Below are 25,564 nucleotides of genomic sequence, written 5' to 3'. Positions count from 1 at the left end.
GAGGAAGCTGAAGGGCCGGGCGCACCCGGTGCTGCCAGCTGCGCCTTGCCTACCCCGGCAGCGGAAATGCCGCCGCTTGTCCACGCAGCACCCCGTCCTCATCGACCAGCTGCCAGACCACACCCCCGGCGATCCGGAAGCGTGAACCATCCTTCGCGATCCGCACACCCGCGTAGCCGCTTACGACGCCGTCGCGGGTGACCGCATCGAGCAACCGCTGACGTTCCGCTCGTTCCGGCAATTCTGCCGATAGCCGCGATGGCATGCCGACGAACTCGCCCCAGCTATAGCCGAAAACGCGCTGCGCCGCCTGGTTCGCATAGACAAACCGCGGGTCTGCATCGGTATCGTGCGCAAGCAGGGCGAAAGGCGCATCGCGATATAGCCAATCGGGCTCGATCGGTCGATCTGCGACCAACGGGCGGCCTGCAAACCGCCGGTAGCTACCGGTGAGCAAGGCGACGAAGTCGGGGTCGTGGGCGGGGTGCATGCGCTGAATTTACCTGCCCGCCGGCCTGCCCGACGCCCTGGCCCGCAAACGGGTCGCATCTGGCGAATCAAGCGAATCACGCGACCTAAGACCGGGCGCTGCCCGTCACGGAAATTCAAACGCTCCGAAACCGTACACACGCCCCGGGAGGCAAGATTGCCACCACCGCAAGGTAAAGACGCGCGCCCCCGCCATGCACGAATCCGCTTGAGTGGACGTGCGCACCTATTTGCGCGCAGGACGCAGAAACGTCAGTAGCGCAGCAGCGCCGAGCCCCAGGTGAAGCCGCCACCGAAGGCTTCCAGCAACAGCAACTGCCCACGCTGCACGCGACCGGAGCGGACCGCCTCGTCCAGTGCCAGCGGCACCGACGCAGACGACGTATTGCCATGGCGATCCACGGTAACGACCACCTGCTCCATCGGCAGCTCCAGCCGCTTGGCAGTGGCTTCAATGATGCGCAGGTTGGCCTGATGCGGAATCAGCCAATCCAGGTCGTGCTTGTCGTAGCCATTGGCCGCCAGAGTCTCGTCGACCACCGAGTCCAGCGCCTTGACCGCATACTTGAAGACGTCGTTGCCCTTCATCAGCAACGCGCCGCCGCCATTCTTGCCTTCGCCGAACCCCACCGAGACCCCCACCGGATCCCACAGCAGCTCTTTCTTGCTGCCATCAGCGTGCAAATGGGTGCTGAGGATGCCGGTTTCTTCGTCGGCCTTGAGGATCACCGCGCCGGCGCCATCGCCGAACAGCACGCAGGTGGTGCGATCAGTCCAGTCGACGATGCGGGTCAGGGTTTCTGCGCCAACCACCAGTACGGTCTTGGCGTCACCACTGCGTACGAACTTGTCGGCCACGCTGAGCGCGTAGACAAAACCCGAGCAGGCAGCATTGACGTCCATCGCACCGCAACCGACGTTACCCAGCCGGGCCTGCAACAAGCAGGCGGTCGACGGAAAGATCAGGTCCGGGGTGGTGGTACCGATGACGATCAGATCGATCTCGTCGGCGGTCACACCGGCCGCTTCCATCGCCTTCAGCGAGGCGAAATACGCCAGATCGCTGGTGGTCTGGTCGTCGGCAACGATGTGACGTTCACGGATGCCAGTGCGCGAGAAGATCCATTCATCGCTGGTGTCGACGATCTTCGACATGTCGTCGTTGGTCAACACCTTTTCGGGCAAATAGCTACCCGTGCCCGCGATTCTGGAATAGATCCGCTTGCTCATACTGTTCCCTGTTGCAAGAGCCGCGGTGACCGGCGGCTCCTGAAGAAGCGAGAGTCACCCGGCCGCGTCGAACGCGGCGGGCGCCACGGATCAATCTTCTTGGACGGCCGACGACTTGGTCGCGATCACCTTCTTGCCGCGGTAATAACCGTCAGCGGTGATGTGGTGGCGCAGATGGATCTCGCCGCTGGTCGGGTCGGTCGACAGCTGCTTGGCGGTCAGGGCATCGTGCGAACGACGCTGGCCGCGGCGGGACGGGGTGACACGGGATTTCTGCACAGCCATGGGATTGCTCCAACTTTAGTTCGATAACTTGTCTGTTGAGTCGAACAGCACGCTCTACGCCCGCCTCGACCTGTCTTACCGCCCTTAACAGCGGCGGTTACTGTTTCTTCAACGCTGCCAGCGCCGCGAACGGACTGGCCTTGTCTTGCTCTTCCTGGGTCGGAACCCATTCGGCGTCGATCGCTTCGCTACCCGGCGCCACCGGCACCACTGGCACTGACAGCACCAGTTCGTCCTCGATCATGTCGACTGCCCGCAGCATGCCATCTTCCGGCACCAGCAACGCTTCGTACTCGGCCGGCAATGCAGCTTCGTCGGCCTCGTCACGGATCAAACCAAGACGCTGTCTGATTTGCACCGGATACAGAAAGCGTTGCAGGCTGCGCTGGCAGGCCAGCGGAAGCTCCACATCGATACCGAGTTCGACATAGGCGACCTTGAGCAGAGGGTCTTGATCGAATTGAAGCGAATAGACACATTCGCCGTCGGTATCGACAAGACTTCCCTGCAGACGGGTCATCGCAGAGAGCGGGATGCGGCCGTCGAAGCGCCTGCGCGCTGCGACCATCCGCCAAGCATCCAGCATTTCGGGCACGTTCGCGGACATAAGCCGCAGAATGTTAAAGACCCGCGGCAGCCCTGTCAAATGACTCCATTCACGCGATTGCCGCAGGGGCCGCGGGACGGCAGACTCCCCTGCCCACCCCGGTAGCGCGCCATGATGCCACGCCTGATCCTTGCTTCCACGTCTGTCTATCGGCGCGAGCTGCTCGGGCGCCTGCAGCTCGAGTTCGACACCGTCCGGCCGGAGGTCGATGAGCAGGCACAGCCGGGCGAATCCCCGAGCGCACTGGCCAGCCGCCTGGCTGTGGAAAAAGCCGCCGCGGTGGCAGCCCGCTTCCCGGCCGCCTGGGTGATCGGCTCGGACCAGGTCGCCGACCTGGACGGCCAGGCGTTGGGCAAACCCGGCACGCGCGAGCGTGCCCGGATGCAGCTGACTGCCATGTCCGGCCAAACCGTGCGCTTCCATACCGCCGTCAGCCTGGTCGGCCCGGAACGCCAGCTGCACGCGCTGGACCTGACCGAGGTGCAGCTCCGCGCGCTGACCATCGCCGAGATCGAACGCTACCTGGACGCCGAACCGGCCCTGGATTGCGCCGGCAGCTTCAAATGCGAAGGCCTCGGCATGAGCCTGTTCGACGCGGTCCGCTCGCAAGACCCCACCGCCTTGGTGGGCCTACCGCTGATTGCGCTGGCGCGGTTGTTACGGCAAGCGGAATTTGACCTGCCTTGAGTGATCGACAGCGATGACCCAATAGAAGGCAAGACCTCGTTTGCAATCAGGGCGCCAGAATCGAGTCAACCGCTTGAACCACCAGACGCGAAGGCAAGCCCAAAACCCAGGGGTTACCTCTTACCCTGGGAGCACGAAGACATGAGGGAGCAACGTCTGCATGCGCCAATGCCCGTTCGTTCCCAGCCAGAAGACACTCAGGGTTCCAATCAGTCCGGCGGCGTATGCCGTAGCACCCAGACGCTCAGTTTGAACCAGACGTCGCAGCATCCACACTGCCAGCAACGCCGACGCAACACCCGCCCGAATCTGCAGCCATTGATCTCGATAAAACCATCTGAGCTCGGCAAGACGCAGCAGGCTGGGCAAGACCTCACGATGTCCGTTGTCCCACCGCAAGTACAGTCCGTGGCCAAGGCTGGCTCAGGAGGTTGTTTGCGAATCGCCATGGATCGGCTTAGAGCACCCTGGGCGACAACGACCATTGCCAGCACGCCGACCACTCAATAGAACCACTTGGCACCAACGGTGGCGTCAGCGATCCCCACGTCACGCCGGCAGTGGAGACCCAATTGAGAAGGCGTGTGCCTGCAAAAAATCCAACAACTGGTGCGAGAGCTTGCCCTAAGCCCGGCCTGCTCCCAGCCGGTCGCCGGAGTCGCTGGATAAAGCCCTATATTTGCGCGGCAATTGCTTTTCCTTCATTGCCTTGTCGGCTAGCAGCGGCCGTTTCACGACGGGGAGCCAAGCACATGGCCTGTGGGTGCATTTTAGCGACCGCCAGCGCGACCAACCGTTTTTGGTTCGTCCGTTACCTCTGACAGGTTTGCAAAACTCCTCACCGACAGCTACGTCTTCGGTCCGAGAAGCAGGACGACGTAGAAGATTGCTTGAACAGCGTGGCGACTCTTGCGGACCGCTCTAGTGGGCGCTTGATCGCTGCAACTGGGCATTATCTCTGACAGTGAGGGGTTGCTCCCACCAATCTTCCACGCTGCCGTCTCGGCCGTGCAGGCGCAGTCCCAACCAGTGCGTGCCGGGCGGCAAGGCGTGGGCGTCGAGCGTGGCGGTGAAGCCGACGTTGGGGTGCTGTGGGTCGTTGGAGATTTTCCAATACGGGCGCACGTCCAGCGCACTGCCATATTCGGCGTTCGCCACCGGGCGGCCGTCGAGTAGCAGCTCGACATTCGCCAGCCCGACGCCATCCTTGAAGGCCCAGCCGCGCACCTCAAACGTGCCGGACACCGAGACGTTCGGCAGCGGTGCGTCGATCCAGGCCATCGCCGGGGTCACGCACGGCCCGGGCTGGCGTTTTGCAGGCAGTGCGAACAGCAGGAAGCGCTGATAACCATGGTCGGTAGAGACCACCGTCGGTGGCGGTAGCGGGCCGACCATGTCGCAGATGGCGTGATAGCGCTTCAACAGATCGCGGTAGCGCTGATCGCTGGGCGAGAGCACCAGCAGCCGTGGCCCGGTGCGCGCGCCATCGCTGAGCAGGCCCCACTGCTGCAGCTGCGCGCTGCGCCCGTGCTTATCATTCAAGTCGGCACGCAGCACCTCGATCTTGGCGTCGTGCAACTGGAAGCCGAGCTCGGCGCCCACCTTGAAATTTTCTGCCAGCACGCGCGTGCCTGGCGGCATCTGCGCCAACCGGGATTTGACCGCATGCGCCAGATCGTTCCAGCCGGCGAAGTTGCGCGGGTAGTATTTTTCGCCAGCGGCATGGGCGCGAATCGACGGCACCGACACCGCCAGGTAGTAGCCGTATGCGCCGAGCATGCCGAGCAGCGCAAGCAGCCAGGCGGCACGCCGCAGCGCATGCGGCCACCGCATCAGGATCATCGGCACTGCCACCAGCAGCGCCAGATAGCCGGGCAGCGGCCAATGGAAGCTGATCCGCTCGGCATCGCTGAAGAAGCCCAGCACGAAGATCGCCACGGTCGAAATGCCGCCGAGCAGACCGAAATAGCGCCATTGCGCGCGCGAGCCGCCACCGCTGCGGGTGCCGGCCAGACCCACCTTGACCATCGCCCAGGCCAGTAGCGGCGTCACCGCCACCGTCTGGATCAGCAGGAACCACAGCCCGCCGATCTGGAACCGCCACGGGTGCCGGTCGACCAATTGAAAACGCAACCCGGCATCGTCGTGGTCGGTATTCCAGAACAGCAGCGGCAGCCAGCTCACCGCGCCGACGGTCAGTGCCATCCAGATGCGTGGGTCGCGCATCACCGCACGCCCCTGCGGGATGCACAGCAATGCAATGCAGCCCACCCCGATCACCCCGACAAAGCGGTAGTGGCTGAGTGCGCCGATGGCCAGGCCAATGGCGAGCTCCAGCGCGCTGGTGGCATCGACCTCGCGCAGCAGGCGCGCGCCAGCGTCCATGCACAACACCGCCGCCAATGCCATCGGCACATCCGGCACGGCCAGAATGCCCAGCGTGGCCGACAGCGGCATCAGCAAGGTCAGGCTGCCAGCTTGCCACCCCAGCGTGGAGCCGAACCAGCGCGTGGCGATATGCGCGATCAACCAGGGAATCAGCGCGGAAATGGCCAGAAACGGCAGCCGCAACGCCAACAGATGATGTCCGCCCAGCTCCACGCCCAGCCGCGCCAGCCAGGCGGTCATGCCCGGCAGATCCGAATACGCCGCCGCCAGATGCTGGCCTTCCTGCCAGTAGAAGGCCTCGTCGACGAAGAGCGGCAAGCGTGCGGCGATCAATAGCTTGACGGCTGTCGCCAGTGTCCACAGGATCACGAAGGTGCGATGTGCGCGTTGGTCCCCCTGCATTGCCCTGTGCACTCTTCTTTTCCACCTACGGAATTGTGATGTCGACACCGCTGCGTTCCACGGAAATGCTAACCGATGCGCTGCGCCAATCGCTGCGGCGCGCGCAAGACCAGGTCAATTCGCTGCTGCTGGGCAAGGCGCAGGAAGTGCGGCTGGCGTTCGTGGCCTTGCTGTCCGGAGGACATTTATTGATCGAGGACCTGCCCGGCCTGGGCAAGACCACGCTCGCCCATGCGATGGCCTCCAGCCTGGGGCTGGGCTTCCAGCGCGTGCAGTTCACCTCCGATCTGCTGCCGGCCGATGTGCTGGGCGTATCGGTATACGACGCTGCCTCGCGGCAGTTCCAGTTCCACCCCGGACCGGTGTTCACCAACGTACTGCTGGCCGACGAGATCAACCGGGCTCCGCCGCGTACGCAAAGCTCGCTGCTGGAAGCGATGGCCGAGCAGCAGGTGACGCTGGATGGCGTGACGCATGCCTTGCCGGAGCCGTTTTTCGTGATTGCCACGCAGAACCCGGTCGATCTGTCCGGCACCTTCCCGCTGCCGGATTCGCAGCTGGACCGCTTCCTGCTGCGGCTGAGCCTGGGCTACCCCAGCGCCGATGCCGAGCGTGCGCTGCTGTCGGGCACGGATCGGCGCGAACTGATTGCCCAGGCCGCCCCGCAACTGAGCGACGCCGACGTGGTCGCGCTGCGCGGGGTGGTCAACCAGATCCATACCAGCGATGCGCTGATCGGCTATGTGCAGGCCCTGTTGCTGCGTAGCCGCCAGCATGCCGGGGTGCGCGTAGGCCTGTCGCCACGCGCCGGTATCGCCTTGCTGCGCGCGGCCAAGGCCTATGCACTGCTGCTTGGGCGCGAGCATGTGCTGCCCGAAGACGTGCAGGCGTTGTTTGTGGCCGTGGCCGGGCACCGGCTGGTGCCGGAAGCCGAATCGTCGTCCGGGCCGACACTGGCCAAGGCGTTGCTGCACAGCGTGCCGGTGGACTGACCCAGGTGCGTGCGCACCTGCGCGGCATCGTCCGCCGACTCAGCCTGCTGGTGCGGCCGCGGGGCGCGGAAGGCGTGCCGATCGTGCTGGATCGGCGGCGCATCTACGTGTTGCCGACCCGCTTCGGGCTGTTTGTCAGCGCATTGTTGCTGGCGATGCTGCTGGGCGCACTGAACTACAACAACAACCCGGCGCTGCTGCTGGCGCTGTTGCTGGCCACGGCCGGGATCGCCAGCAGCATCATGGCGCACCTGCAGCTGTCGGCGCTGCGTATCGAAGCGGTATCGGCCGAACCGGTGGTCGCCGGCGAGCCGCTGCGCATGCGGGTGTCGTTGGCGCGTCGCGATACCCGCGCGCGGCGCGGGCTGCGGCTGGATCATCTGGACAGCAGCGGCTTCTGCGCGTTGATCGAGCACGACATGGCCGAGGTCGATCTGCTGGTGCCGACCGAGCGCCGCGGCTGGCAGGATATCGAGCGCATCCGCCTGTCCAGCACCCAGCCGCTGGGCCTGGTGCGCGCCTGGTCGTGGGTCTGGCCGGAAACGCCATTGCTGGCCTACCCCAGGCCCGAACAACAGGGTCCGGCGCTGCCCGATGGGACGGGCTCGCCCAACAAGACGCGCCTGCATGCGCAAGGCGAAGAGCTGCACCAGCTGCGCCCGTATCGCGCTGGCGACGCCCCGCGCACGATTTCCTGGAAACACTCGGCCCGTCGCGACACGCTCCTGGTGCGCGAATACGAACAGCCACTGGGAGTCGACGTCACGCTGGACTGGCGTGCGCTCAATGCGCTGCCGTACGAGCGCCGCATTGCGCGCCTTGCCCGCTGGGTCAACCTGGCCGAGCGCGACGGGCGCCGTTATCGCCTGCTGCTGCCCGGCCAGCCACCGTTAGGTCCCGCGCAAGGACCGTCGCACCACCACCTGTGCCAACGCGCCCTGGCCCTGCTTCCGCATGACTGAGCCCGCCCTCCCGATCAGCCAGGCCAGCCGCGCCTGGGTGCTGGCCACCAGTTGGCTGGCATTGACGCCGCTGCTGTTGCAGTTGCCCGGCCTGCTTGCGGCCACTGTCGCCGTGGCCGCGGTGCTGGTCGGCGTGCTGAGCTGGCGCGGCACCTTGATGGCGCCGGTGCGGCTGTTGTTGGTGATCGCCATGCTGGCGGCGGTGTATTGGCAGATCGGCATGCGCTTTGGCCGCGACACCGGCTGCGCGGTGCTGGCATCGATGCTGGCGATCAAGGCCTCCGAACTGCGTACCTTGCGCGATGCACGCAGCCTGTTGGGTTTTGTGTTGTTCGCACCGTTTGCCGCCTTTCTGCTCGACCAGGGCCCGGCAACGATGAGCCTGGCATTGTTGGCAGTGGTCAGCGCATTGCTGAGCATGCAGCGGCTGGCCGACGAAGAACACCACGCCGCCACGCCGGCCCTGCGCCTGCAATTGCGTGGTATCGGCAAGCTGGTTGCCATCGGCGTGCCGCTGGCGCTGGCCACGTTCTGGTTGCTGCCGCGCCTGAGTGCACCGCTGTGGGGCGTGCCCGAGCGCGCGCGCTCCCGGCCTGGCCTGTCGGACAACATGTCGCCGGGCGAATGGATCGACCTGATGGCCGACGACAGCCCGGCCTTGCGCGTGCAATTCGCCGGCAAGGCGCCGCCACCGCAACAGCGCTACTGGCGCGGCCCGGTGATGTGGGACTTCGACGGCCGCACCTGGCAGCGCGCGCGCTGGACCGGCCGCGGCCAGCCCGCTTCGGTCACCGCAGGTCCGCAAACCTACCGTTATCGCCTAGATTACGAACCGACCGATCGCCGCCAGCTGGTGTCGCTGGATCTGCCTACCCAGGGCGTGCCCAACGCCGAGTTATCTCCGGACTACGAACTGTTCGCGCAACGGCCGTTGAGCGCACTGACCCGCTGGGACCTGCAATCGGCACCGCCAACGCGCTTCGATACCGATCTGCCCGATCAGTTGCGCAAGCGTGCACTTGCCCTGCCGCCCGGTTTCAATCCGCGCACGCTGACGCTGGCACGGCAATGGCGTCGCGAGGCCGGCGACAACGACGATGCGGTGGTGCAGCGCGCGCTGCAGTGGATCACCCGCGAATTCGCCTACACGCTGGACACGCCGCTGCTCGGCCGCAACAGCGTCGACGAGTTCCTGTTCCAGCAGAAGGCCGGTTTCTGCGAACACTTCAGCTCCTCGTTCGTGGTGCTGATGCGCGCGGCCGGCATCCCGGCGCGCGTGGTGACCGGGTACGCCGGCGGCACCTACAACCGGCTGGGCAATTACTGGGTGGTACGCCGCATGGACGCGCACGCCTGGACCGAAGTCTGGCTGGCCGGGCGCGGCTGGGTACGCGTGGACCCCACTGCCGCGGTGGCGCCGGAACGCATCTACGACACGCTCGAAGATCGCCTGCAAGCCGGCAGCGGCAACGACTTCGCCGACCTCGGTACATGGGCCAGCCTGGGCCAGGTCAGCGACTGGCTGCGGCGCGGCTGGAACGAGCTGGTGCTGTCCTTCGACGCCGACCGCCAGCAACGGCTGCTGCAACCCTTCGGCATCGATCGCCTGGACACCTCGCAACTGGCCGCCATCTTCGGCGTGTTCGCGGTGAGCGCGCTGGCGTGGATGGGCTGGCTACTGGCACGTGGCGAACGTGAGCGCGATCCGTTGCTGCGCGCCTGGCACCGACTGAGCCGCCGCTACCGCAAGCTCGGCCTTGCCCGTGAACCGCACGAACCGGCCGGTGTGTGGGCGCAACGTGTCGCCCGCGCACACCCCAATACGCCACTGTTGGCACTCAGCCAACGTTTCGCTGCCGCGCGATACGCTGGCGCTGATTCGGACAGCGCCACTCTCTTGAAAGATTTGCTGCAGCATCGCCCGCGAACCGGAGCTTCCTCATGAGTACCCGTTTTCTTGTTCCTCTTATCGCTGTGCTCGGGCTCGCAGCCTGCGCCACCGCCCCCAAGCCGCTGCAGGGCCAGTTCCCCGCGGTCAGTCCGAGCGATTCCACCGCCAGCGCGCAGGTCGGCACGTCCGTGCGCTGGGGTGGCAAGATCATCAAGACCACGCCTGGCCAGGGCCAGACCTGCTTCGAGCTGATCTCGCGCCCGCTCAATGCCAGCGGTCGTCCCGACCGTAATGCCGTGGATGCCAGCGATGGCCGTTTCCTGGCCTGCCGCTCGGGCTTCTACGATCCGGCGGTGTTCGAGCCGGGCCGTGAAGTGACCTTCATCGGCAAGATCGACGGCTACGAAACCACCAAGATCGGCGAGTACGACTACAAGCTGCCCAAGGTCAATGCCGATGTGGTCTACCTGTGGCCGGTCGTGCGCGACGTGGAAGTCGTGCCGGCTTACCCGTATGGCCCGTGGGGCGATCCGTGGGGTCCGCGCTGGGGCGGCGGTTGGGGCTGGGGCCGCGGCTGGTGGTAATGCGCCGCTAACCTACGTTACTCGCAAAAACGCCGCTCGCAGGGAGCGGCGTTTTTGTCTCTGCGCGACGATCGCCGCCTGACGCGGCTTGCGCGCCACGCGTGATCCAACGACGCATCATGGCGTGCCGAAGCGGCCCAGCGGCGCACCGGCCAGCAGATGCAGATGGATATGGAACACCGTCTGGCCGGCATGCTCGCGGCAATTCATCACGATGCGGTAGCCGTCTTGCGCCAAGCCTTGCGCACGCGCATAGGTCGCCGCCGCGATTGCCAGCTTGCCAACCAGCAGCGCCTGCTCGGGTGGCACATCGTCCAGGGTGGGAAAGGCATGCTGCTTGGGAATGAAGAGCACATGCACCGGCGCCTGCGGCGCGATGTCTTCGAAGCCCAGCACCTCGTCGTCTTCATAAACGATGGTGGCCGGAATTTCGCGACGAATGATTTTGCCGAAGAGGGTGTCAGTCATAGACGGGATTCGGGATTCGGGATTGGCCAAAGCTTACCGCGCGTGCTTCTGACTTTGCTTCTCCGATTCCCTATTCACCATTCGCGATTCCCCGCCCTCAAAGCACCTCACTGCGGGTGCCGAAGGCATGCGACAGGGTGCCCCGGTCCACATACTCCAGCTCGCCACCCAGCGGCATGCCCTGGGCAAGCCGGCTCGGGCGTACTGCGTGCTGGCGCGCCAGTTGCGCCAGGTAATGGGCCGTGGCTTCGCCTTCGACCGTGGCGTTGGTGGCGATGATCATTTCGGTCACTTCGCCGGCAGCCAGCCGTTCGCCGAGCCGATCCAGCCCCAGTTCGCGCGGGCCGATGCCATCCAGCGGCGACAGGCGCCCTTGCAGAATGAAATACAGCCCGCGGTAGCCGGTGGCGTGCTCGATCGCTAGGCGGTCGGCCGGCGACTCCACCACACATAGCTGCTGCCGATCGCGGCGGCTGCTGGCGCAAATGGTGCAGATTTCAGATTCGGTGAAATCGCGGCACTGCACGCAATGCCCGACCTTTTCCACCGCGTTGCCCAAGGCCGCGGCCAGCCGACGCCCGCCCTCACGCTCGCGCTCGAGCACGTGATAGGCCATACGTTGCGCCGATTTCTGGCCTACGCCGGGCAATACCCGAAAGGCCTCGATCAGTTGTTCGAGCAGAGTGGACATTGGGTCGGGAATTGGGAATCGGGATTGGGGAATCGCAACAGCAAAGCCAGCTCGCTCTACGATTCCCGATTCCCTACTCCCGATTCCCCGCCTTTCAGAACGGCAGCTTCATGCCCGGCGGCAACTGCATGCCGGCGGTCGCCGAGCCCATGCGATCCTTGGATTCGGCGTCGATCTTGTTGGAGGCGTCGTTGAAGGCGGCGGCGATCAGATCCTCGGCCATCTCCTGGTCGGAGAGGATGCTTGGGTCGATGCGCACCTTGCGGCACTCCTTGGCGCCGGTCAGCGTCACGCTGACCATGCCACCGCCAGCGGTGCCGGTGACTTCCAGCTTGGCCAGTTCTTCCTGGGCGCGCTGCAGGTTTTCCTGCATCTTTTGCGCCTGCTGCATCAGTTGGGCAATGTTTCCACGCATGGGTCGTCACTCGTCGTAAGGGCGGATGGAATCGGGCACGATCCGCGCGCCTTGCTGCTGAATCAGCAGCTGCACCGTCGGGTCGTTCATGAAGGCTGTTTCGGCCGCGCTCTGGCGCTCGCCTTTCTGGCGGTTGGCACGCTCATGCAAGGTTTCGACATCGGCACTACCGGTTTCGATGACGATGCGCGGCGGATTTCCCAACACCGGTGCCAGCGCCTGCGCAAGGTTGGCGATGGAGCGCTCGGAGTGGAGATATTCGAAGCCCGGCGCCAGCGCCAGCCGCAGCACGCCATCGCGATGGCCGATAAAGGCGGCGTTGGCGGCCAACTGGCGCGACGGGCCATTCAAGCCACTGCGCGTGACCAGTTCCAGCCATTGCTCGGCATCGGCGATGCGGCCGTCATCGAGCAGGGCCGTCGCGTCGGTTGCCGAGTCCGATGCGGGCGCTGCCGTTGTCGGTGGCGCAACCAGCGTTGACTCTTCAAATGATGAGGGATCGACCAGCGCGGTCGGCAAAGACACGACAAGCGAAGCCGGAGCTTCAACCGCAGCGTCAGACGCAATCGCATCGGGCTGCGCGAGCTCGGCGGGTGCAGACGGCGGAGCCATCGCCGCTTCGGGCGCAAGCACGGCCATGGTGTCGTGCGCCGGCGCGGCCTGCGCCCGCACCGGTGCATCGTCCACGGCCCACGGCGGCGTGTCGTCATTACGTGCACTGGCTGCCGACGCGCGGCCGGCCGGAGGAGGCGCTTGGGAGGGAAGCATGACGACAGGAGCCGCAGCCGGAGTCGGGATTGCCTGGGTCGCTGATGCCGGCAAGGACGCCTCCGCTGCGGCAGCAGGCATCGTAGCGGTCACCGCAGCAGGCGCGGCCACTACGGCGGGCGCAGCCGTCACCGGCGCTACCGCTGCCGGCGCAGCAGCCTGACCGCCGGCAGGGGCCGAACGCGCGCTACCGCCTGCGCTGGCGCCGCGCCCGTCATCCGAGCCGCCAGCGGGCACCGCCGCTGCGGGGCGGAAGGCAAGCATGCGCAGCACTGCCATTTCGAAACCGGCGCGTGGACTGGGCGCCAGATACAGGTCGCGCCGCCCGTTGAGCGCCATCTGATACCACAGCTGCACCACTTCCGGTCGCAGCTGCGCCGCAAACGGCGTCGGGTCGATGCCGTCGCCGACAAAGGCCACCGACGGCACCAGCTGCTGCACCTGCACCCGGTGCAACGCCTCGGCCAGGGCCTCCAGCACGCCGCTCCAATCGGGCGAAAATTCGGCCAGCGCGGCCACCACCTGCAACAGGCGCGCGCCATCGCCATCGGCCAGCGACTGCAGCATCGCGCCGACCTGGGTGCGGTCCACCGTGCCGAGCATCGTGCGCACCACATCCTCGCGCAGCGCACCGCCGGCGTAGGCAATCGCCTGATCCAGCAGCGACAGGCCATCGCGCAGCGAGCCGTCGGCCGCCTTGGACAGCTGCACGATCGCCGACGGGTCCGATTCGATCTGCTCGGCGGCCAGGATGCGAGTCATCTGCCCCTGAATCTGGTCTTCGTCCAGGCGCTTGAGGTTGAACTGCAGGCAGCGCGACAGCACCGTCACCGGCAATTTCTGCGGGTCGGTGGTGGCCAGCAGGAACTTCACGTGCTCGGGCGGCTCTTCCAGGGTCTTCAGCAGCGCATTGAACGCCGCCTTGGACAGCATGTGCACTTCGTCGATCAGGTAGACCTTGAACTTGCCGCGCGAGGGCATGTACTGCGCGTTCTCGATCACCTCGCGCACATCGTCCACGCCGGTGTTGGACGCGGCATCGATCTCCAACAGGTCGATGTAGCGCCCGGCGTCGATGTCCAGGCAGGCCGGGCACGTCCCGCACGGATCGGCACTGGTGCCGGTCTCGCAATTGAGCGATTTGGCGAAAATGCGCGCAATGGTGGTCTTGCCCACGCCACGGGTGCCGGTGAACAGGAACGCGTGATGCACGCGCCCACTGTCGAGCGCGTTACTGAGCGCGCGGACCACGTGTTCCTGGCCTACGAGTTCGGCAAAACGCTTCGGGCGCCACTTGCGGGCGAGAACAAGATAAGACATCGGGCAACCGGCTTTGTTTGAGCCGATATTGTGCCACGCCCGGTCTCAACGACTGCGGCTGGAAGATTCAGCTTGTGATACGGGCCGGCGACCGCTAGAATTTGCGGCCCTGTTCGACCACAGTCGTGCAGGCACGGAGAGGTGTCCGAGTGGTTGAAGGAGCACGCCTGGAAAGTGTGTAAGCGTCTAAACCGCGCTTCGGGGGTTCGAATCCCCCTCTCTCCGCCAGAATACGCAAACCCCTGAGAAATCAGGGGTTTTTTGTTAGCGTAAAAACTGGCTGCAGCTGCGCACGTCGGAACACACGACACTTATGCGCATTCCTCATCATCTCGTTCGAGCTCCCTCCGGACTCTGGTCCTACCGCCAACGTGTCCCGGTCGATTTGCAGCCCATCGTGGGTCGCCAGACCTTTAAACGCACCCTGCACACCTACGACATGCGGGAGGCGAGATTGCGCGCGCTGACCCTGGCTGCCCGGTATGCTCAGGTCTTCACTGTGTTGAAGGAACGACGCATGCAAAACCGAGACGACGACTTGGACGCGCTCCTGGCGCGCTTGACCGGCACCCGTCCGCAGGAGCTGACGCTGAATCGGACGCGCTCTCCGGATGGGTCGATTACCGAGCAATGGCAGATCGACACCCCCGAGGACGTCACGCTCTACCAGCAACTTATGGCGCTCACGGCCCCGCAGCCCAGCGCGTTGGGAGAGCTGATTCACCAGCATGTGCCGCCTCTCCCCACGCCGAGGCGGGTAACCAGACCCTCCCTCGAATCAATCACGCTCGGGAAGGCCCGAGACGCCTGGCTGAACAGCCTCAAGGGCAGCACCTTGCCCAAGACCTGGACCATCAAGCGGACCGCTGTCGAACTGCTGACCAGCTTTCTCGGCGATAAGACCAAGCTGCACACGGTCACCCGTTCGGACCTGGCCCGGTGGTATCAAGACATGCGCGACAAAGGCGCCTCCACCCCGACACTGACCAATAAGCAGAGCTATATCGGCGGCAAGGGCGGGTTCTTCGAATGGGCCCAAGCGTCCGGCCACTACCCCCGGGGCGACAACCCCGCCTCCGGGCACGTGAGCTACTCCACCCGGGAAAAGCGCGCTCGGCGCAAGTTCGGATTCAAAGCCTACGACGCCCACCAGGTCCAGGCCTTGTTCGCGCCGGCCGCCTTCGAAGCATTGCCCTTGGCCGCGCGATGGGCCTCCCTCCTCGGGCTGTATACCGGCGCCCGCGCCTCGGAGGTCGGCCAACTGCTGACCGCCGACGTGGTTACGGATGGCGGCCTCCCCTGCATCCAAATTTCGGATGAAGGGGTAATCCCCCCACAGGTTAGCTGACGCCAGAAGTGGAATTTTCTCGTACCCTTTTCCGAGGAGGTTCCATGAAGACATCCCGCTTCACCGACAGCCAGATCATTGCCGTCCTCAAGCAGGCCGAGGCCGGCACGCCCGTGCCGGAGTTGTGCCGGGAACACGGCATCAGCTCGGCGACGTTCTACAAGTGGCGCAGCAAGTTCGGCGGCATGGACGCATCGCTGATGTCCCAGCTCAGGGAGCTGCAGGACGAGAACCGGCGCCTGAAGAAGATGTACGCCGATGCCCAGCTCAGCGCCGACCTGCTGAAGGAGGCGATGGCAAAAAAATGGTGAGGCCATCTCAACGCCGGGAGATGGCCCGATGGGCCGTAGATGGTGGCCACACGAACATCCGGCATGCCTGCCGGACCTTTGCGGTGAGCGAGACCTGCTTTCGCTATCAAGCCAAGGCCAGCGAGGAGAACGCCCGGATTGCCGATTGGCTGGTGCGGTTGACCACAACCTATCGTGATTGGGGGTTCGGCCTGTGCTTTCTGCACCTGCGCAACGTGAAGGGCTTTGGCTGGAATCACAAGCGGGTGTACCGCATCTATCGGGAGCTGGAGTTGAACCTGCGGATCAAGCCGAAGAAGCGGCTGGTGCGCGAGCGGCCAGAGCCGTTGGCGGTGCCGGAGACGATCAACCAGGTCTGGTCGATGGATTTCATGCACGACCAGCTGGCCGACGGCCGCAGCTTCCGGTTGTTCAATGTGCTCGATGACTTCAACCGTGAGGGTCTGGGCATCGAGGTCGACTTATCGCTGCCATCGGCCCGGGTGATCCGCTCGTTGGAACAGATCATTGACTGGCGCGGCAAGCCAAACGCCATTCGCTGCGACAACGGCCCGGAGTACATCAGCGGCGCGCTGCTAGCTTGGGCACAGCAGCGCGGGATTCGGATCGAGCACATCCAGCCAGGCAAGCCGCAGCAGAATGCCTATGTCGAACGTTACAACCGCACCGTCCGCTACGCCTGGCTGGCCACAACGTTGTTCGACACCATCGAGCAGGTTCAGGACAAGGCCACGCGCTGGCTATGGACGTACAACCATGAGCGCCCCAACATGGCGCTCGGCGGTATCACGCCAGCAATGAAATTGGCGATGGCCGCCTAGCTCCACTTTTGGCGAACGCTCAAAGCGGGGGGATTACCCAGCCCTGTCGTGTTGTAATCCGACGTTTGAGTATTGGACTGAAGTGAACAAGACTTCCCAACCTTGGTCGTTAGGATGTCCAACGACTTGGCGATGAGTGCGCCTTCATCTGTGCACCAGCTTGATCCAAACTCTGGGGACGCTGTGCACCCGGGGTTTCCGACCCCGTAGATACCCAGGTTGACCCCATAGGATGGGTTAGAGACCGAGGTGGCCTTGAGAGACGGAACACGGAAATAGGTCCAGACCTCTCCCGCTCCCCGATTCAAAAAACCTCTGGAGTAGGCCTTCAAATACTGACCGATGCCTTGGTAGTCCTTGGAGTTGCGAATGGCATCGGCGGCTTTCTCCATCGTGTCGTAGCAGCCGATGCCCGCCGCGCAGAACGTGGCTTTAGGCGGGGTTTGGGCGTGCGCAGGACTAGCAACTTGCAACGCATAGGCACCAAAAACAACCGGCATCAAGAGCGCCGCGTAACGCCCGCCCTTAGACAGAACTGAGGAAGCAGAGAAACGCGCCACGGCCCGATTTGACACGGCAACACTCCTTGTCAGCTGCACTCGCAGCATCAGTTAGGAATCCATTCCCACCCACCCCACGCTGGCAGCGGTGGTGATCACAACCTGTCCCATAAAGGGGAGCGGCTAGGGCTCAACGATATTGGCGATACGTCGACAAGTAAAGTCTTTTCAATGGGCGAAAATGAAACGGCGCATTGGCCTACACCTGAACCAGGCCGCCCCACCATCTTCGCCCGACCTCCGCAGCCGTCCCAGCCTCCTCGTTCAGCACGGGGACACTGGCAGTTGGCAGGTCAGCGCTTCGCAGGAAGGGGAAGTCCATTTGACGGAACCACTCGCCCGCGTCCAAGCCGCCCGCTTGCGCACGAGCTATAACAAAAAATTCGAAAAGCATCTAAGGCGCTCATATCCCAAAAAAGGCATAGCGTCCATCAAGTTTTTTCGCGCATTCAAATTTGTGAAATACAGCTCAAAGCGAACTCTTGCGAAGTTTCAAATTACTGATTGGATGAGGGCCCCCCCCACAAGTAGGAGCTTTGATGACCACCAACCCCCAACAACTCGAAATCGCCGGCCAGCTGCTCGCCGGGCTGATGAGCCAAACGCTGTCTGACGAGCCGCTCGTGCGACAACGCAACGTCTGCAATGCCTGGGCCTCTGCTGGCGAGCTGATCGTCTATAGCCAGAAGAAGCCGCCAGGCGGGAGCACCGCCGCTCAATCGTTGGACCACGCGCCTCCTCAGCCCTCCCAGTCGGTGCGCACCCGCGAGGCCGTCATCGTGCGCGAGTTCCCGTCGGTGGAGGAATGGCGCGCGGGCCGGAATAAGAAAGACGCGCAGCTGGATCCAGTCCGCAGCAAGAAGCGTCCTACCCTCCACTAATCCGACCGAGAGCCCGCAAACATTGAGCCCCGCACTGCGGGGCTCTTTGGTTTCAGTGGAAGCGCGGCGGCTTGGGAACGTAGGTAGGAGCAGGAGGGGCGGAGATGGCAGGACTTGAACGAGGCTGATCAGGTTCAATCGCCATGTCAAGCTGGAGGGGATAGCGCTGGAGCATGTCCCGGCTCCAAGCCTCCAGATGCGCCGCGCTGGCAGATGCCTCTTTCTTACAAAGGGCTTGTTCCTCCGAGGTCACCCTGGCCCTTGCATCGGCCAGCTCTGCGGCTCGGGCTTCGAGGGTGTTCAACCGACGGCCGCGCCGCTGCTTCCAGTCCCCGTGCGTCCACGAGGTCCCCGGCTCGGGATTGTTCGCCAAAAAGTCGTGCCACGCGTTTTCGGCCATGTGGTGCAGCTTCTCCGCTCGGCGCCCCGCCAAGAGCCGCCGGGCGAACTTCATGGCGGCTGCCTTGAAGCGCCGCAACCGCCGCAGTAGCTCGTTGAGGTCCGGGCGTAGCCGGGCCTCCTCGGCGAAGGCAGTCACGCGCTCCCTGATCCACTGCAACAATGCCAAGGTTGATTGGAGGGTCTGAGCCAAGCGGGGATCCGCTTGAACAGCCACTCCCCATTCGTCATTGGCCTCCTCTGCGAGCTCCGCGACCGAACGTGGCTCGCGCGGCGGCTTGGCCTCCATCAGTCCCAACCCACGGGCAAGGGTCGCCATGCTGCGGGACACCTCGATGCGCCCTGCCCCAGGCCCGAGCGGCAAGGACAGCCCATCAGAAGGTCGGCGAGCCTCGCGCTCGGCCTGGGCCTGGTTGTGGCCGTCGGGCACCGGCATGGCGCGCCCCTCCTGCTCGAACGCAGCAACCAGCTTCTTAAACGTCGTCTCGTTGGTCTCTTCGATGAGCTGGTTGGCTTCGAACCGCTCCGAAGGCTGGCCGCGCCGGGCCAACGCAGTGCCGTTCTTGCCGACGTGCTTGGTGGGCTCGCGGGACAGGATGGCAGCCGCGGCCAGGTCGCCGCGCGCCAAGGCGTCACTTGCCTGTGCTTCCAAACTGCGGTGGTCCACCCGAATCTCAAGCGCCGCCTTTTCGAGATGGGCGTTGGTGGTGGAGGCGATGAGTTCGCGCACCCACTGAACCTCGACACGTCCCGATGGCCCGCCGTCCAGTTCCTTGGTTTTGTCCGTGAGACCGTCTGGTCCCATGCGACGGGTCGTCGCCAGGACATGGACGTGCCAGTTCAAGCCGTCCTTGCTGCCGGGGCTGTGGATGCTGGCCTGCGCCGCGAACCCGTAGCGACTGACCAGCGCACGGGTGACTTCCACGGCCAGGTCGGAGCGCTGGAGGTCGTCAAGCTCGTGGGGCAACGCGAACTCGAACTCACGCGCGACCGTCGAATCTTTGCGACGCTCGGCGGCTTCTGCAGCTGGCCAGAGCTGGGCAGGGACCAGGGCCCAGTCGGGCGCGTCTTCGGGGGCGATGCAGCGGGTTTCGACCACGCCGTCCCGCCGGCGGTAGTCGTGGCGCTGCCCGGTCTTCTCGTCCTCGAGAAGCAGGCCGGCGCGGTAGGCGGCCGCAGCAATGGACGAATGTCCTTTGGCGCGGCTGAATGTTTTTACGTTGGCGTGGTAGATGGCCATGAGGCGGAGACTCCGAAGCAGTGGGGTTGCTTGGTTTATGCCTCGGCTTTGGATTTTCGCAAGCGCCCTCGGCGCTTGGGGTTCAAGGGGCGGAGCCCTTTGCGCACGTGTCACGCAGTGACACCTAGGTGCGCTCTTGCTTCTTTCTTCTAAGCCTTGTTTTTCAGCCTTTTCGATTCTCGGGGCGGACGAAATTTGAGACCAGCCCAACGCTTGACGCAAGCAGTTTTCCTGCTTGACTCATTTCCAAGCGACAGGAGAAACGCATGACCGCAACGAATCACTACCGAGACCAAATCCAACGCGCCACGGAACGCTTAGCTCAGCATCAAGCGCGCGAGCTTTTAGCGCAACAGCGCCAAGCGGTGAAGGCCAAGGAAACGCAGCGCCGCGAAGAAGCCAAGCGACGCGGGCGGGTGGCAGAGCTCGTGTTTCTTGCAGGAGCAGAATCCCTGGAGGACACCGAGTTGGTGGGTGCGCTTTTGGCTCACGTAGGAAATCGGAGCGACGCGGCAATCCGTAACCAAGCGCGCTCCCTCGGCGCGTTGCGAATGGAAATCTCGAACACTGAAGATAGTCACAGCACCCATTGAGCCTGGTCGGCCGTCCTGCCAACCGCGCGCCAAAGGGTTGCAGCCGCACCGATGGTCGGTTACAAAGTATTAGCCAGTGGGGCATCCCCCGGTGTTGTGCCCGCATAGCCTCTAGGCTCCGGGTGCCCGAGGTTCTCATCTAGGAGGCACGGGAATCGAACCTTGATTCCAGGAGCCTTCCATGACCCGCCTTCAATTCCTCCGCACCCTCGCCTTCCATTCCCAACAGGGGCGTTGCTGCTATTGCGAGCAACCAATGTGGCTGACCTGTCCGACAGAGCTTGAGCTATCCCCCCGCACCGCACGTTACTCCCAGTGCACTGCTGAGCACCTATTGGCTCAGCAGGAGGGCGGCAAAGACACGCGAGGAAACATCGCCGCCGCCTGTTGGACCTGCAACCAGCGCCGGCACAGGCGCAAGAAGCTTCTAACTCCCGAAGCGTTCAAAGCCCTGGTGCGCCGGAAGGTTGCAGCAGGCAAATGGTGGCCATCAACGGACAGTGCGACCGCCAAGGGGTCCCATCGAATGAAGCCGGCAGGCAAAGGACCAAAGCAGCCGGCAGCCTTGTCGATGCTCCACTGACCGAACGAGGCCAGCAGGCATCACCGCGCAGCCGATGTATTGCGTAGGTTGATCGCTCTGTATTGCCTCTGGTTGCCGTAACGCGGCCCGTTCTTCTCGAGGGTGGCACAAAGCCGGCCTTCGCCACAGGGGGCGAGGTCCGCACGAGACACGCGATCGATGTAGTCGATGGATGCTCGAAGCTGTGCGAGTTCGGTTCGCTTTTCGTTGATGATGCCCACCGAGTAGGCCACCGCCCCTAGGCCCAACACGCCGGCCACGAGCATCGTGGCGGATGCGATGCCCATGCGCCGCGTGATCCGTGTTTCCAAGGACTGCTGGGCCTGCGCGTAACGCCGAGTGGCTTGCTGCAACGTCTCGTCCGCATGAGCCATCTCTTTGTTGAACCGCCTGGCGGCCGGTTCCAGCGTCTGCGTCAACGCCTGATTGGTCAGCTGCGTCAAGCGCGGCAACGCATTCTCCAGCACTCGATTGACCTTGGCATCGGCGCTGCTGGCCGCGTGTTGGACTACCTGAAGTTGCTCGGCAACCACCTCGCGCAACCGTTGTTCGCGCTGATGCATGGATGCCACCAACGTCGTCAGCACTTTGACCGTCTCTTGCAACGAGGTGTTCGATGCATTCAACGTGGCCATCATTTCCGCCATTGCGGCATCTTGCCTGTCCATGAGGTTTCCTGAGCTCGGCTGGTCACGGAAGCGATTTTGACTAACCGCCGCCTCCTCCTCCGCCACCGCCTCCTCCGCCGTCTCCACCCCCACCGCCGTCCCCTTGGGGACCGCTCTGCATCGGTCCCTTGGCAAACTCCGGCAAGGTCATCACCATCACCGGCCCGCGGCTGGTGTTGATCTCCGCTGAGACATCCATCCCCAGCGCCTGGCGTGTGGCGGCGAGCTCCTGGGCCTCCTGCTGGGCCTGCGCCTCAAGGAACTCGTTGCCTTTTTTGATGAGCGCCTGCGTCGCTGCGCTGTTGGCCACCCGGTCCAGGGCCTGCTCAATCGCCAACTCGTTCTTGCTGTCGAGCGCGTAGAGCACCTCGTCCACGTCCGGGTCGCCGGTGATGGATTTTCGCTGAGTCTGCGACGAATCGTTTGGCGCATCCCCTGCCCCTGGACCGGCGAAGCGCTGAGCTAGAGGTGGAAAGGCATCGGTTTGCTCAGCAGCTTCACTGGGCGAGCGACGCGCTTGCTCGTGTTGCGGGAACCCATCGAGGCTTGCGCCTTGCACGCGTTGCGTATCGTGGTGAGCGAAGGGATAGGGTTCTCCACGCTCGCGATACTCCTTCCATTCCTGATGGAAGCGTTCGTCTTCCCGATCAGCCGCCTCAATCTCCTGTTGCAGTTGACGCAGCGAGCGCATGGTCTCTTCCAGGAACAGTGCGCCACCCGGGTCAGCGGCGCTGCGCTCCTGCGCTGGGGTCGATTGGGCCTGCTGGCTTTCCGCGTCTGCTGGCTCCTTGGGAAAGCGATTCTCTGCGCTACCTCCTAACGATTGCCCGTATGCCTGCGCGAGGTATGCAGGGGATAGCGCTGGCGCGTCATGCTCAGCGAGAAACGCGTCCGAAGGGCGGTTCTGCTCTGACGTCGTTTCTTGCTCAGGATTGGTAGACGCTGCGGATTGCGATGCACTCAACGGCTCTGCTGTCGCAGGCGTTGTTTGAGCTATGACGCGAACCGGCTCTGCCTCCTGCTCACGCGCCGTGTCTTGCTGGCGGACCAACGCTTGCTCCATCTCCACATGCTGCGTTAGCGCTGACGGCTCCGCATCGGCCTGCAGCTCTGGGAAGATAGGCTTCCCGGCTCCGGGCCTTTGGAGGAAGACGCCTGGACGCGGGCGACGGCGCGATTCTCCACCGCCGACATTTCCAGCGAGTGCTCTGCTTCTTGGGCTTGACGCGCCTGCGCGTCACCTGCCTCGGACGTTTGCTTCAGTGAGTCATGTGCGTCAGGAGCAAGGCGTTCGTTCGCCGGTTGATTTTGTGTTGCCAGCCGTGAGCGTGCATCCTCCTGTGACTGAGGGAGCGTTGTTTGCTGAGTCAGCGCGAGCTCTGGTGCGTGCAGCTGAGTGTCTGGTTGCTGCGAGGCTTGCTGACGTTGGTCCTGCGTCGGTTCGAGTGCTTGAGTTTGTTGCTGCTGATCCTGTGCCTGCCGAGCCTGACCTTCCTGGGCCTCAACCTGCCTGGTTTCTTGAGCCTGCCGGTCTTGTTGCTCCCGCTGCTGATTGTCAGCTTGGCGCTCCTGCACCTGGCGCTCTTCTAGCTCACGCTGCTGCTCGGCTTGGCGTTGACCTTCCAACACGGCCTGCGCCTGGACCGCTTGTTCGCTTTGCGACCTGTCTTCGTGCTCAGGCTGTGCCTGCTGGAGGTGCTCGCGCACTTGCGCGACGTGCTGCTCTTGCGCAACACGCTCTTGCTGTTCACGTTCTTGCCGAGCCTGCGCCGCGACAGAGGCTTGCATGCGCGCCTGGATATCCAGCACTTGCTGCGGATTGGACGACTCAGAGGTCGATGTGTCCGCGTCTGCAGTTCCCTCGGTCACGCGCCCAAGGATCGGCGATTCTCGCCGATAGCCTTGCGTCTCACTCAACGCCTGCCGGATGTCTTCGCTGCTGGTGATGGCCACCACACGAGTGACCCCATCGCTGCAGCGTTGGAGGTGCGCGATGGGGCTGTCATACCCATATTGCCCCGACTCATTGCGCTGCAACTGCTGCATGGTCGGCCCGCTGATGCCATTGGCGTCCATGGTCCGCTGCGAGGCCAGAGCCACGGCCTGCTGGGTCTGCGGGTTGACGTTCAAATCGACGCCTGCGGCCCGGTAACGGTGCAGCAGCTCGTTGTGCTCCAGCTGCGCAGCCGTGGGCGCGGGAAGTGCCTCAATAGCCGCCAGGGTTTCCTTAGCGCGCTCCAGCGAGGCCTGGCGCATCTGGTCGGTCAGTTCCAGCTCCACCGCCAGATTGCCACTGGCGACGCCATCTTTGCCGGCCCACTGTCCTGACTCAGTGCGCTGGTAAAGCTGAGCGTCTGACCCCAGCACCGCGCCGGGCTTGGCCTGGGCGGCTTGAACAGCCGCAGGCACTTCGACACCGTAAGCCTGGGCGCGTTGCGCTGCATGGTTTTCCAGGTAGGCGGTGGCGATGGCTTCGCGCCCGGTGGCGATGTTGCTTTCGATGCGGCCCAGGGCTTCTTGGTTGAGTTGCTGTGCCCGTTCCGGGGAGGCGGTCTGGTGCTCGTAGCTGCCTCGGTCGTTGGCACCGGACACGGCGGTTTTGACTTGGCGTTCCCATGCCTGGCTCTCTGGATTGCGCCGCCAGTTCTGGTTGTCCAATCCCACGTGGTCGCTTGCCTGGGCGGGGAGGTTGAACGGGTCCTGGGGTGGCGGTGCTTTGCCCAACGCCAGCTCCACTGCCTTGGCGTTAGCAAGCGCGCCCAGTTCCTGCGATTTCTCATAGCTGGCGACCACGGGCTGCTCGCCCGATGTGCGCCGTCCCTCCTGGGCGAGGTCAATGGCGGCTTCGCGCTGCCAGTTGCGGCCGTTGAACTGCCACTCCACGCCCGCCTTGTCGGTCTGGTGGTAGATGACGCGGTTGTCCAGCAAATCGGCGCCTTTGTCGAACGCCTTGCTCATCAACAGCGCGTCGCCGACCACCAACGCCGCCGGGACGAAGCCGCTGCCGCCCAGAGCCGCCGCGGTGGAGGCACCACCGGCCCACCCGCCGACGTTGCGGGCCAATGCATGGGTAACTTCGGACTGCGCGGCGGTGGCATTGCCTTGTTCCAGCAACTCGGCAGATCGGCGAGCTGTCATCACTGCGTCTGCGCCGGTCGCCAACAAACCGCCCGAACGCACCAAGGTGCTCGCCGACGCATTGCCGAGCAATACTTCCATGGACGCGGCACCCCTTTGCCCACGGGGAACCCGCAGAGCTCCGGCGGCTTCTTCGCCCAGAACCTGCTCGACCTTGAGGATGCTCCGCTCGGAAAAGACCACGCGCCCATCGTGATGGGCATTGGCGATGGCGAGTGACAACCCATGGCGCTGAAGCTCATGTCCCCGCCTCGAATGATGGCGGTGTTGCTGACATCGATCTGGTTGAGCGTGGTGACGATGCGCGACTCGGAATGCGCAACAGCCCCCCAGCCGTGGTCCACCCCCGTGAAGCCCTTCAAGGCTTCAATCTGTTGGGCATGGGTCTGCTGGCAGGTCGGGATATCGCGGAAAAAGTCTTGAACCCTCTGGCTAGTCTGCGCAGGGGTTAAACCAATAGGTGTATTGGTGTTCAAGTCGCCGTTGATTAGGCCTACTTTGACTGTATCGCGTAGTTGCTCGACGCGCTGGACAACGCGGTCCATTGCCGCTGGGTCGCCCTCCAACATGGCTTGTCCATCTCGAGACGCGGAAATATCTTCAAGGCGATCAAGCAGCCCATACTGGTATGCGCTAAGAGGGCCGCCGCTATGTGGCGTGATGCCCATCATTTGAGCAAATGCTGGATTGGCCGGGAGGAACAGTCGGTTTTGCGGTGCGTGGATATCGAACTTCCCCGCCCGCTGAAGCTCATCAAGCAACTCGCTGTTCTTCAGCGTCTGCTGTTCAATATTGTGGTGGTCCTGAAAAAGCGTTCGGTAGTTCGACACGGATCAGGCTCCT

Annotated in this window: 21 protein-coding genes, 1 tRNA gene and 2 pseudogenes; 11 read left to right on the top strand and 13 right to left on the bottom strand. The window is 64.1% G+C overall.

Annotated features, from left to right (window positions below):
* Positions 1–49: 49 nt before the first annotated feature.
* The 4 genes from FLG15_RS05270 to FLG15_RS05255 form a co-directional block, all read right to left on the bottom strand.
* A complete protein-coding gene (locus FLG15_RS05270) occupies positions 50–490 on the bottom strand; it encodes an MEKHLA domain-containing protein (protein WP_057677873.1) in 441 nt (146 codons plus the stop codon).
* A 251-nt stretch (positions 491–741) separates the two neighbouring features.
* Positions 742–1,719 carry a beta-ketoacyl-ACP synthase III gene (locus tag FLG15_RS05265; RefSeq protein WP_031421440.1) on the bottom strand — a complete coding sequence of 326 codons (978 nt, stop codon included), beginning with the start codon at positions 1,717–1,719 and terminating at the stop codon, positions 742–744.
* 90 nt (positions 1,720–1,809) lie between these two features.
* A complete protein-coding gene (rpmF, locus tag FLG15_RS05260) occupies positions 1,810–2,004 on the bottom strand; it encodes a 50S ribosomal protein L32 (protein WP_003483870.1) in 195 nt (64 codons plus the stop codon).
* 97 nt (positions 2,005–2,101) lie between these two features.
* Positions 2,102–2,611 carry a YceD family protein gene (locus FLG15_RS05255; protein ID WP_150147563.1) on the bottom strand — a complete coding sequence of 170 codons (510 nt, stop codon included), beginning with the start codon at positions 2,609–2,611 and terminating at the stop codon, positions 2,102–2,104.
* Positions 2,612–2,722: 111 nt separating this feature from the next.
* On the opposite strand from FLG15_RS05255, the gene FLG15_RS05250 reads away from it, so the two are divergent.
* Entirely contained in the window at positions 2,723–3,298 is a 576-nt protein-coding gene (locus FLG15_RS05250) for a Maf family protein (RefSeq protein ID WP_057677875.1), read from the top strand.
* Between the two features lie 921 nt (positions 3,299–4,219).
* Here the strand turns inward: FLG15_RS05250 and FLG15_RS05240 are convergent.
* On the bottom strand, positions 4,220–6,088 hold the full coding sequence (locus tag FLG15_RS05240; protein ID WP_057677876.1) for a glycosyltransferase family 39 protein: 1,869 nt from the start codon (positions 6,086–6,088) through the stop codon (positions 4,220–4,222).
* A gap of 38 nt (positions 6,089–6,126) precedes the next feature.
* Here FLG15_RS05240 and FLG15_RS05235 point away from each other — a divergent pair, with 38 nt between their 5' ends.
* The 4 genes from FLG15_RS05235 to FLG15_RS05220 are packed head-to-tail and all read left to right on the top strand — an operon-like array spanning position 6,127 to position 10,517.
* Positions 6,127–7,080: an AAA family ATPase gene (locus tag FLG15_RS05235; RefSeq protein ID WP_057677877.1), complete on the top strand. Its 954-nt coding sequence runs from the start codon at positions 6,127–6,129 to the stop codon at positions 7,078–7,080.
* Positions 7,081–7,085: 5 nt separating this feature from the next.
* On the top strand, positions 7,086–8,042 hold the full coding sequence (locus tag FLG15_RS05230; protein ID WP_057677878.1) for a DUF58 domain-containing protein: 957 nt from the start codon (positions 7,086–7,088) through the stop codon (positions 8,040–8,042).
* Positions 8,035–9,987: a transglutaminase TgpA family protein gene (locus tag FLG15_RS05225; protein ID WP_150145631.1), complete on the top strand. Its 1,953-nt coding sequence runs from the start codon at positions 8,035–8,037 to the stop codon at positions 9,985–9,987. Before FLG15_RS05230 ends, FLG15_RS05225 begins: the two co-directional genes overlap by 8 nt.
* On the top strand, positions 9,984–10,517 hold the full coding sequence (locus FLG15_RS05220; protein WP_017155798.1) for a Slp family lipoprotein: 534 nt from the start codon (positions 9,984–9,986) through the stop codon (positions 10,515–10,517). The genes FLG15_RS05225 and FLG15_RS05220 overlap by 4 nt, the downstream gene beginning before the upstream one ends.
* Before the next feature lie 117 nt (positions 10,518–10,634).
* On the opposite strand, the gene FLG15_RS05215 is transcribed toward FLG15_RS05220, so the two are convergent.
* The 4 genes from FLG15_RS05215 to dnaX all read right to left on the bottom strand — a co-directional run bounded on the left by FLG15_RS05215 (position 10,635) and on the right by dnaX (position 14,179).
* The gene (locus FLG15_RS05215) at positions 10,635–10,985 is read right to left on the bottom strand and encodes a histidine triad nucleotide-binding protein (protein ID WP_057677880.1); all 351 of its coding nucleotides are present in this window, start codon (positions 10,983–10,985) and stop codon (positions 10,635–10,637) included.
* A 97-nt stretch (positions 10,986–11,082) separates the two neighbouring features.
* The gene (recR, locus tag FLG15_RS05210; protein ID WP_150145629.1) at positions 11,083–11,676 is read right to left on the bottom strand and encodes a recombination mediator RecR; all 594 of its coding nucleotides are present in this window, start codon (positions 11,674–11,676) and stop codon (positions 11,083–11,085) included.
* Positions 11,677–11,770: 94 nt separating this feature from the next.
* Positions 11,771–12,091, bottom strand: a complete 321-nt coding sequence (locus tag FLG15_RS05205; RefSeq protein ID WP_005913896.1) for a YbaB/EbfC family nucleoid-associated protein — start codon at positions 12,089–12,091, stop codon at positions 11,771–11,773.
* Between the two features lie 6 nt (positions 12,092–12,097).
* Complete coding sequence (gene dnaX, locus FLG15_RS05200; protein WP_150145627.1) at positions 12,098–14,179, bottom strand: DNA polymerase III subunit gamma/tau; 2,082 nt, start codon at positions 14,177–14,179, stop codon at positions 12,098–12,100.
* 135 nt (positions 14,180–14,314) lie between these two features.
* Here dnaX and FLG15_RS05195 point away from each other — a divergent pair.
* From FLG15_RS05195 to FLG15_RS05185, 3 genes and pseudogenes are all read left to right on the top strand, one after another.
* Positions 14,315–14,407: transfer RNA gene (locus FLG15_RS05195), tRNA-Ser, on the top strand.
* Positions 14,408–14,492: 85 nt separating this feature from the next.
* Positions 14,493–15,503, top strand: a pseudogene (locus FLG15_RS05190) (DUF6538 domain-containing protein); the annotation flags it as partial.
* Positions 15,504–15,571: 68 nt separating this feature from the next.
* A protein-coding gene (locus FLG15_RS05185) for an IS3-like element ISXcd1 family transposase (protein WP_223842567.1) occupies positions 15,572–16,659 on the top strand; the annotation gives its coding sequence in 2 pieces (ribosomal slippage) (positions 15,572–15,824 and positions 15,824–16,659; 1,089 coding nt in all).
* On the opposite strand, the gene FLG15_RS05180 is transcribed toward FLG15_RS05185, so the two are convergent.
* Positions 16,656–17,234 (bottom strand): hypothetical protein, encoded by a 579-nt coding sequence (locus FLG15_RS05180; protein WP_209260616.1) that lies wholly within the window; start codon positions 17,232–17,234, stop codon positions 16,656–16,658. The genes FLG15_RS05185 and FLG15_RS05180 overlap by 4 nt on opposite strands.
* A gap of 524 nt (positions 17,235–17,758) precedes the next feature.
* Between FLG15_RS05180 and FLG15_RS05175 the strand changes: the two genes are divergently transcribed.
* The gene (locus tag FLG15_RS05175) at positions 17,759–18,100 is read left to right on the top strand and encodes a hypothetical protein (protein WP_150145625.1); all 342 of its coding nucleotides are present in this window, start codon (positions 17,759–17,761) and stop codon (positions 18,098–18,100) included.
* 52 nt (positions 18,101–18,152) lie between these two features.
* Here the strand turns inward: FLG15_RS05175 and FLG15_RS05170 are convergent, their stop codons facing one another.
* Positions 18,153–19,739 (bottom strand): MobA/MobL family protein, encoded by a 1,587-nt coding sequence (locus tag FLG15_RS05170; protein WP_150145623.1) that lies wholly within the window; start codon positions 19,737–19,739, stop codon positions 18,153–18,155.
* A 266-nt stretch (positions 19,740–20,005) separates the two neighbouring features.
* Here FLG15_RS05170 and FLG15_RS05165 point away from each other — a divergent pair, with 266 nt between their 5' ends.
* Positions 20,006–20,332, top strand: a complete 327-nt coding sequence (locus FLG15_RS05165; RefSeq protein ID WP_150145621.1) for a hypothetical protein — start codon at positions 20,006–20,008, stop codon at positions 20,330–20,332.
* 181 nt (positions 20,333–20,513) lie between these two features.
* The gene (locus FLG15_RS05160; RefSeq protein WP_150145620.1) at positions 20,514–20,915 is read left to right on the top strand and encodes an HNH endonuclease; all 402 of its coding nucleotides are present in this window, start codon (positions 20,514–20,516) and stop codon (positions 20,913–20,915) included.
* 20 nt (positions 20,916–20,935) lie between these two features.
* Here the strand turns inward: FLG15_RS05160 and FLG15_RS05155 are convergent, their stop codons facing one another.
* Both FLG15_RS05155 and FLG15_RS05150 read right to left on the bottom strand, forming a co-directional pair.
* The gene (locus FLG15_RS05155) at positions 20,936–21,583 is read right to left on the bottom strand and encodes a hypothetical protein (RefSeq protein WP_150145618.1); all 648 of its coding nucleotides are present in this window, start codon (positions 21,581–21,583) and stop codon (positions 20,936–20,938) included.
* A gap of 40 nt (positions 21,584–21,623) precedes the next feature.
* Positions 21,624–25,551 (bottom strand): annotated as a pseudogene (locus tag FLG15_RS05150) (coiled-coil domain-containing protein).
* Positions 25,552–25,564: the final 13 nt, after the last annotated feature.

This window comes from Xanthomonas phaseoli pv. dieffenbachiae (assembly GCF_008639345.1).
Lineage (GTDB): Bacteria > Pseudomonadota > Gammaproteobacteria > Xanthomonadales > Xanthomonadaceae > Xanthomonas > Xanthomonas phaseoli.
The sequence above is the reverse complement of the archived record's forward strand: the minus strand, read 5'-3'. Positions and strand labels throughout refer to the sequence as shown.

Bases quoted from the DNA above. Each gene is read 5' to 3' on its own strand.
- FLG15_RS05270 (WP_057677873.1), bottom strand. From the start codon at position 490: ATGCACCCCGCCCACGACCCCGACTTCGTCGCCTTGCTCACCGGTAGC.
- FLG15_RS05265 (WP_031421440.1), bottom strand. From the start codon at position 1,719: ATGAGCAAGCGGATCTATTCCAGAATCGCGGGCACGGGTAGCTATTTG.
- rpmF (WP_003483870.1), bottom strand. From the start codon at position 2,004: ATGGCTGTGCAGAAATCCCGTGTCACCCCGTCCCGCCGCGGCCAGCGT.
- FLG15_RS05255 (WP_150147563.1), bottom strand. From the start codon at position 2,611: ATGTCCGCGAACGTGCCCGAAATGCTGGATGCTTGGCGGATGGTCGCA.
- FLG15_RS05250 (WP_057677875.1), top strand. From the start codon at position 2,723: ATGATGCCACGCCTGATCCTTGCTTCCACGTCTGTCTATCGGCGCGAG.
- FLG15_RS05240 (WP_057677876.1), bottom strand. From the start codon at position 6,088: ATGCAGGGGGACCAACGCGCACATCGCACCTTCGTGATCCTGTGGACA.
- FLG15_RS05235 (WP_057677877.1), top strand. From the start codon at position 6,127: ATGTCGACACCGCTGCGTTCCACGGAAATGCTAACCGATGCGCTGCGC.
- FLG15_RS05225 (WP_150145631.1), top strand. From the start codon at position 8,035: ATGACTGAGCCCGCCCTCCCGATCAGCCAGGCCAGCCGCGCCTGGGTG.
- FLG15_RS05220 (WP_017155798.1), top strand. From the start codon at position 9,984: ATGAGTACCCGTTTTCTTGTTCCTCTTATCGCTGTGCTCGGGCTCGCA.
- FLG15_RS05215 (WP_057677880.1), bottom strand. From the start codon at position 10,985: ATGACTGACACCCTCTTCGGCAAAATCATTCGTCGCGAAATTCCGGCC.
- recR (WP_150145629.1), bottom strand. From the start codon at position 11,676: ATGTCCACTCTGCTCGAACAACTGATCGAGGCCTTTCGGGTATTGCCC.
- FLG15_RS05205 (WP_005913896.1), bottom strand. From the start codon at position 12,091: ATGCGTGGAAACATTGCCCAACTGATGCAGCAGGCGCAAAAGATGCAG.
- dnaX (WP_150145627.1), bottom strand. From the start codon at position 14,179: ATGTCTTATCTTGTTCTCGCCCGCAAGTGGCGCCCGAAGCGTTTTGCC.
- FLG15_RS05175 (WP_150145625.1), top strand. From the start codon at position 17,759: ATGACCACCAACCCCCAACAACTCGAAATCGCCGGCCAGCTGCTCGCC.
- FLG15_RS05170 (WP_150145623.1), bottom strand. From the start codon at position 19,739: ATGGCCATCTACCACGCCAACGTAAAAACATTCAGCCGCGCCAAAGGA.
- FLG15_RS05165 (WP_150145621.1), top strand. From the start codon at position 20,006: ATGACCGCAACGAATCACTACCGAGACCAAATCCAACGCGCCACGGAA.
- FLG15_RS05160 (WP_150145620.1), top strand. From the start codon at position 20,514: ATGACCCGCCTTCAATTCCTCCGCACCCTCGCCTTCCATTCCCAACAG.
- FLG15_RS05155 (WP_150145618.1), bottom strand. From the start codon at position 21,583: ATGGACAGGCAAGATGCCGCAATGGCGGAAATGATGGCCACGTTGAAT.